The organism is Atopobium sp. (assembly GCF_034113385.1).
Lineage (GTDB): Bacteria > Actinomycetota > Coriobacteriia > Coriobacteriales > Atopobiaceae > Atopobium.
Map to the genome: position 1 here is coordinate 1 of NZ_JAXEXL010000022.1, position 7,099 is coordinate 7,099.

Annotated in this window: 8 protein-coding genes; all 8 read left to right on the plus strand. The window is 47.0% G+C overall.

Annotated features, from left to right (window positions below; translation table 11 throughout):
• On the plus strand, positions 1–750 hold a 750-nt coding region (locus SPD80_RS06520), incomplete at its 5' end, for a GTP-binding protein (RefSeq protein WP_320829033.1).
• A gap of 1 nt (position 751) precedes the next feature.
• A complete protein-coding gene (locus tag SPD80_RS06525; RefSeq protein ID WP_320829034.1) occupies positions 752–1,423 on the plus strand; it encodes a glycerol-3-phosphate acyltransferase in 672 nt (223 codons plus the stop codon).
• A 2-nt stretch (positions 1,424–1,425) separates the two neighbouring features.
• Positions 1,426–2,442 (plus strand): NAD(P)H-dependent glycerol-3-phosphate dehydrogenase, encoded by a 1,017-nt coding sequence (locus SPD80_RS06530; protein WP_320605673.1) that lies wholly within the window; start codon positions 1,426–1,428, stop codon positions 2,440–2,442.
• 11 nt (positions 2,443–2,453) lie between these two features.
• Positions 2,454–3,128 carry a ribulose-phosphate 3-epimerase gene (gene rpe, locus SPD80_RS06535; RefSeq protein ID WP_320605671.1) on the plus strand — a complete coding sequence of 225 codons (675 nt, stop codon included), beginning with the start codon at positions 2,454–2,456 and terminating at the stop codon, positions 3,126–3,128.
• A gap of 11 nt (positions 3,129–3,139) precedes the next feature.
• Positions 3,140–4,306 carry a cysteine desulfurase family protein gene (locus SPD80_RS06540; RefSeq protein WP_320605669.1) on the plus strand — a complete coding sequence of 389 codons (1,167 nt, stop codon included), beginning with the start codon at positions 3,140–3,142 and terminating at the stop codon, positions 4,304–4,306.
• 62 nt (positions 4,307–4,368) lie between these two features.
• Positions 4,369–5,103 (plus strand): zinc ribbon domain-containing protein, encoded by a 735-nt coding sequence (locus tag SPD80_RS06545; protein ID WP_320605667.1) that lies wholly within the window; start codon positions 4,369–4,371, stop codon positions 5,101–5,103.
• Between the two features lie 7 nt (positions 5,104–5,110).
• On the plus strand, positions 5,111–6,394 hold the full coding sequence (coaBC, locus tag SPD80_RS06550) for a bifunctional phosphopantothenoylcysteine decarboxylase/phosphopantothenate--cysteine ligase CoaBC (protein ID WP_320605665.1): 1,284 nt from the start codon (positions 5,111–5,113) through the stop codon (positions 6,392–6,394).
• A partial coding sequence (locus SPD80_RS06555) for a deoxyribonuclease IV (protein ID WP_320829035.1) occupies positions 6,391–7,099 on the plus strand: 709 nt, incomplete at its 3' end. The genes coaBC and SPD80_RS06555, both read left to right, overlap by 4 nt.

Sequence of the window (7,099 nt, forward strand, 5' to 3'; positions counted from 1 at the left end):
GGTAAATCTTCTTTAACCAATAAGCTGGCTGGTCGTGCACGTTCCATTGTTTCTGATGTTGCGGGCACTACTCGAGATGCCATAGATATTGTAGTAGAGCAAAACAATCAGAAATATCGTTTGGTAGATACTGCAGGTATGCGCAAGCGTACGGTTGTTCATGAAGACATTGAGTACTACAGCATGGTACGTGGTCTGCGCGCCATGGACAAAGCCGATGTATGTTTGTTAGTCATTGATTCGGTTGATGGCGTTACCGAGCAAGACCAGAAGATTGCAGCACTTGCCATTGAGCGCGGTTGTGCGCTGGTTGTTTTACTTAATAAATGGGACTTGCTTGAGGACGATGTGCAGCGTGAGCATGTAATTAATTCCATTGCTCAGCGTCTAACCTTTGCTTCATGGGCACCGTACATTCGTATTTCTGCGCTTACTGGTCGTAGTGTCGATAAGGTTTTACAGCTTGCTTCCCAAGTAGCAGATGCACGTTCTCAGCGTATCTCGACTGCTCATCTCAATAAACTCATTACTCGTCTGCGTGAAACAGGCCATACCGTTGTCGATAAGAGCCGTCGCTTGAAGGTTAAGTATGCAACGCAGGTTGCCATCAATCCTCCTACCTTTACCTTCTTTTGTAACGCTCCGGATTTGGTGGATGACAACTACGAGCGGTATTTGGAAAATCGCCTGCGTGAAACGTACCCGCTCCAGGGCACTCCCATCCGTCTGAGGTTCCGCAAGAAGGACTAGTATGGCAAATCCACTGTTCATTACCGTATGCCTGAGTCTTGGCACCTATTTGATTTGTGGCATTCCGTTTGGCCTTATCATCACCTCACTTATGACGCATACCGATATTCGTTCCATGGGTTCGGGCAATATTGGTTCGACTAACGTAGGGCGTTCGGTGGGCAAAACCGCTGCCGCATTAACGCTTATAGCAGATACCTGTAAAGCACTTGTCTGCAGTGTTCTGACTCGTGAAGTTGTGGTAGCAACACTGGCAGCAGGTCAGCGTAGCGCTACTATGCCAGATGGTGCTTGGGGATGGATTGGTGGCATCGTTGTGGCAATGGCAATCATAGGTCATGTATTCTCACCATATCTGCACTTTACAGGTGGTAAGGGCATTGCTGCAGGCTTTGGTGCCATTATTGGGTATGCACCTTTGGTTGCCTGCGGTCTGCTCATAGTATTTTTAGGGCTGGTTTGTACTACCAAACTTGTTTCTGCAGGATCAGTAGCAGCCGCAATCTCTATGCCCGTTTGGATTATTGTGTTATATCACGCAACACCTCAGGTGCTTGTGAGCATTATGCTTGCTTCCTGCATTGTTGTGTGGGCACATCGCTCTAATATTGGCAAGTTACTTCAGGGAGAAGAAAAGCAGTTTTCTTTTCATGCTTCTAATGAGGAGAAATGAGTATGTCGCATACGGTTTGCGTTATTGGAGCTGGTTCTTGGGGTACTGCTGCAGCAGGCTTGGTAGCTCCGCATGCCGATACGGTTGTGTTGTGGGCGCACTCAAAACAGGTAGCAGATGCTATTTGTGCTACGCATCATAACCCCTGCTATCTGAGTGATTATGAGTTGCCTCGCAATGTACTTGCTACAAGTTCTATTGCGCAAGCCGTGCAAGATGCCTCTGAACTTTTATTTGTGGTTCCTTCTGCTCATCTACGCAGTGTGGCTGCACAAGTGGCACCATATCGCAAGGCACACACGCCTTCGTTAGTGCTTACCAAGGGCATGGAACATGTGGGCGCTAAAACTATGGCAGCAGTTGTTGCAGAAGAGCTCGGTGAGCCAGACTTGGTATGTGCATTGTCTGGTCCCAATCATGCAGAAGAGATATGCAAAGGTATGGTCGCTGCATCTGTTATTGCTGGACCTCGCATGGATATAGTAGAGCGCTTTCAAGCATTGGTGCTTTCTCAGAGTTTTAGAACGTATATTTCTAATGATCTTATTGGTGTGGAAGTGTGTGGCGCTGTCAAAAATATTATTGCCATTGCCGCTGGCATGGCTGTGGGGTATGGTCAGGGAGATAATACCCTTGCAGTCATTATGACGCGCGGCTTGGCAGAGATTGGACGTATTGTGAGCGCAGTTGGTGGTGACCCCATGACGTGCATGGGTCTTGCTGGCATGGGAGACCTTGTTGCCACCTGTACGTCTGAGCATTCTCGTAATCGTAGTTTTGGCGTAGCATTGTCTGCAGGCACAACATTAGAGGAGTATGAAGCACAAACGCACATGGTGGTTGAAGGTGCGCGTGCCGCAAAGAGTGTGTATAAGATTGCGCTGGATAAACATATTGAAGTGCCTATTACCAAGGCAATTCATGCCATTTTGTATGAGGGAGTTTCCCTTGAGCAAGGATTGAAGGAGTTGTTGGGACGCAAACCGCGTAACGAGTTCTATGGGTTTGAACGAGACTAAAGGATACAATTATGCAGCACGAGGTTTTAATTGCTCCATCAATCTTATCGGCAGACTTTATGTGTCTGGGTGACGAGCTTGATCGAATTGCTACAGCTGATTACATCCATTTTGATGTCATGGACGGAAACTTTGTCCCTAATTTGTCTTTTGGTATTCCTGTTTTAAAGCAGGTTAAGGCTCATTGTGATATACCCGTAGACGTACATCTCATGATTCGCAATCCAGATGAGATGATAGATACCTATCTTGATGCTGGTGCGGATATGCTGTGCTTTCATATAGAAGCTGCTCAACATGCACACCGTATCATTTCTCGCATTCATGAGCGTGGAGCACGTGCTGGTGTAGCCCTTAACCCCGGTACATCTGTTACACTGCTCGATTCACTGCTGTATGATGTGGACATGATTCTTATTATGAGCGTCAATCCTGGCTATGGTGGTCAAAGCTATATCCCTACCACTGCTCAAAAGCTCAAAAAGCTGCGTGCTTTGTGTCAGGAGGCTGGCGTGTCACCTTTAATTGAGGTTGATGGCGGCATTACTACCCAAACTGCACAGGAGGTTTGCAGCTGTGGTGCAAACCTGTTGGTAGCTGGCAGTGCGGTATTTTGTGGTGACTATGCTCAAAATATTTCTGATTTGCGCACTGCTGGTAAAGCTGGCATGGGCCAGCAGGTATAACCGAGGCTTGTATGACATCTGATTTTATCTATTTGGATTATGCGGCATCTGCACCCGTGCGGAAAGAAGCCTTTGCTGCATTACAAGACTATAGAGAAAAGCCGTTTGCTGGCGCCAATCCTAATTCGCTGCATACCTTAGGTAGGTTAGCTTCTCAAGAACTTGAGACCTCGCGTAAGCGTATAGCACAGGCGTTGGGAGGCGGTTTTAGGCCAACGGACATCGTGTTTACCTCTGGTGGTACAGAAGCTAATAACATGGCTGTATATGGCATTGCAGAGGCCATGCGTAAAAAGGACACTGCACGAACAAAAGTGATTTTTTCTGCCATCGAACATGACTCTGTGTTAGACCTTGTTCCTGCCATGCGTGAGCGGGGCTTTGAGGTGATATTAGTGCCACCTCAATCTGATGGGTCAATACATCCTGAGGATTTGCAAAAACTCATGGACAATCAGGTTGCCCTTGTTTCTATCATGTCTGCAAACAATGAAACAGGCATAGTAAATGATGTGGACAGTCTCGCGCAGCTTGTTCATGCATATAAAGCGCCGTTTCATACGGATGCGATTCAGGCGTTTGCACGTATTCCTCTTGCGCTTGCTCAAGTGGATGCTGTAAGTATTGCTTCCCATAAAATTGGTGCTCCCATTGGTATAGGTGTATTGGCATTGCGTCGAACCTGTCCTTTTAAAGCACAAACGTTTGGCGGTGGGCAGGAACTAGGACGCCGTCCAGGTACACAAGATGTACAAAGTGCGTATGTTTTCTCAAAAGTTGCTCAGATGGTCGTAGAACAGATGAGTGAGGTACGGCCTTACGTAGCAGCTCATGCACAACGTGTCTATGATCACCTTTGTGCAGAAGGTACGCATATAGTGCCAACTACCACGGCTACTATGGACAACAATCGTTTGCCCGGTTTAGTGAGTGTATTAGTAGACGGCTTAGATTCTGAGACCTTGTTATTACAGCTTGATGCCGCAAAGTTTGAAGTATCTGCTGGATCTGCTTGTTCTTCTGCATCGCTCAATCCAAGTCATGTGCTTACCGCTATGGGCATTCCACGCAACTTGGCACTGGGATCTCTTCGTATTTCCTTTGATGAACGTGTTTCTTCAGAGGAACTCGATGCATTTTGCGATACGCTTTTGCAGATAGTAAAAACCTATCGCTAGCAACAAGGTAATCTTGTTCGTCTTCAACCGAATAAAGGCGGACCCGTTATTCAGGAGCCTACATGACGCAGACCGATGCTCTTTTGCGACTTCAAGAAGTTGATTTGGAGTTGATTCGCACCAAGCGGGCGTTCGCCGCTCTTCCGCATCAAGATAAGATTCGTAAGATTAAGCAAGCAGCTAAAAGCCTAACGGCTGAGCTTACTAAGCTGGTAGGAGCGCGCAAGGATGTCCAAATTGATTTGGATGATAACCGTGCAACCCATCAACATATGCTTGATTTGGTGGAAGAGGTTTCTGCCAAGATGCGCACTACCAGCGATTACAGAGCTATTGCAGATCTTGAGGCGCAGCTGACCCATTTAGCTAAACGTATTGAGCGCCTTGATTTTGAAAAAGCAGCCCTTGATAAGAACTTAGTAAAGTTACAGCAATCCGAAGCTAAGGCTCATGCGCTTGGTCGTAAACTGCAGCATGAAGCTCAAGCGCAGGCAGATGCTTACAAAAAGGCAAGTTCAGATACTGAGGCCACACTTGCAAAACTTACAGACGAGCGCGCACAGCTGCTTGCCCAGCTTGATGCCCATCTTCTTGAGAAATACGAGGCAGCGAGCAAGCGCTTTGATGGCCTTGCAGTAGAGAAGCTTGTAGGCAACAACCCTTCAATTTGTCGCGTTTCTTTGCAACCAAGTTCGTATGCTGATATTCGTGCTCAAAACACAGAAATTACTACCTGTCCATACTGCCATCGCATGCTTATAGTGGTTGACCCTTCCTATACTGCCCAGAATAAGTAGGTGTATCATGCTCCACACGTCCCCAAATGAAGCGCGTATGCGCCATGTACTTTTGCTTGCCACTGGTGGTATAGCTGTTTACAAAGCCGTTGAAGTAATGCGTGGCCTGCAAAAAGCGGGGACAGACGTTCGTGTTGTTATGACAGCTGATGCCTGTAACATGGTGGGCACAGCTACCTTTGAAGCCTTGTCAGGCCATCCTGTAGCAACCAGTCTTTATGACTATCCCGATTCCAGCATTCCTCACATTGATTTAAGCGCATGGGCAGATGTGGCAGTCGTAGTCCCTGCTACAGCAAACTGTATTGCTAAAATGGCACAGGGTTTGGCAGATGATGTGGTAAGTACAACGTTATTGGCTTGCGAGAAACCCATCGTAATTGCCGCCTCTATGAATACGCGTATGTGGAATAATCCCGCAACGCGCGCCAATGTAGCAACGCTCGTAAGCAGGGGCGTGCACTTTGTTTACCCTGTTTGCGGAGCACTTGCCTGCGGCGATACGGGCGCGGGCAAACTTGCTGATGTTTCCACCATCGTTGATGCAACACTTTGTGTTTTAGCGCAAGCTACAACAGAAGTGCCTCTTGAAGGAAAAACAGTTGTTATTACTGCTGGACCTACACATGAGGCGCTTGACCCGGTGCGGTACATCTCTAATGCGTCATCTGGTAAGATGGGCTATGCCTTAGCGCGCGCTGCCCGTAATGCAGGCGCGCGAGTGGTGCTCATTTCTGGTCCTGTTACCAGAGAGATTCCTTGGGGAGTAAACGTTATTCCTGTCACCAGTGCCGCGCAGATGTATGACGTTACCATGGCAGAGTTTTCTCAGGCAGATGCGGCAATTCTTACTGCAGCAGTTGCAGATTACACTCCAGCACATCCAGCCGATCATAAGCTTAAGAAAGCGTTTGAAAAGCTTAATCAGATTGATTTGGTACAAACAAAAGATATTCTCGCTAGCGTAAGTAAGCAAGCACAAGGTCGTGTGGTGATTGGCTTTGCAGCAGAGACCAATAATCTGTTGGAGCATGCGCGCCTTAAACTTAAGCAAAAGGGCTGCACCATGATTGTGGCAAACGATGTGTCATGTCCTGATTCCAGTTTTGGTTCTGATACCAATCGCGTTGCCTTGGTTACAAGCAATAATGTTGAGCAGCTGCCTACTATGAGCAAGGATGAGGTAGCTACACACATTGTGGACAAGCTTGTACAACTTATGAGCAAAGATGATGATGCTGCTCACATGGTAGATACGTTTGTGCAGCTTATGAGTGAGGCAACTGAATGACGTTGTATGTAGGTTGCCATCTTTCCACATCGTCTGGATATACTGCTATGGGCCAGATGGCCTTAGGAATTGATGCCAATACCTTTGCATTTTTCCCGCGCAATCCTCGAGGGGGTTCTCGTAAGCTTCCCTCTGAAGCAGATGTGGCTGGCTTGCGTTTAATCATGCAAGAGCATGCGTTTGGTCCTTTGGTTGTACATGGACCGTATACGTACAATTTATGTTCTGCCACACCAAAAACAATTGAGTTTGCTCAGCAAGCCATGCGAGAAGATCTTGAGCTTTTAGAGGAATTGCCAGGCAATTTATATAACTTTCATCCAGGGTCTCATGTGAAGCAAGGGGCAGATGTGGGTGTGCGCCTCATTGCTCGCAGTCTTGATGAGATTTTATTTGATGGCATGCATACCACCGTTTTGTTAGAAACTATGGCTGGTAAGGGTACTGAAGTGGGCCGTAGTTTTGAGGAGCTTGCAGCAATCATTGATGCGTGTCGCTTTGGTGATCAGCTTGGAATATGCTTAGATACCTGCCATGTTCATGATGGTGGCTATGAAATTGCGCATGATTTTGATGCTGTCTTGGATGAGTTTGATCGAGTTTTAGGCCTTTCTCGACTAAAAGCATTGCATCTTAATGATTCTAAAAATCCTTGTGCTTCTCATAAAGATCGTCATGAGAAGCTTGGCGAAGGGTATTTAGGAT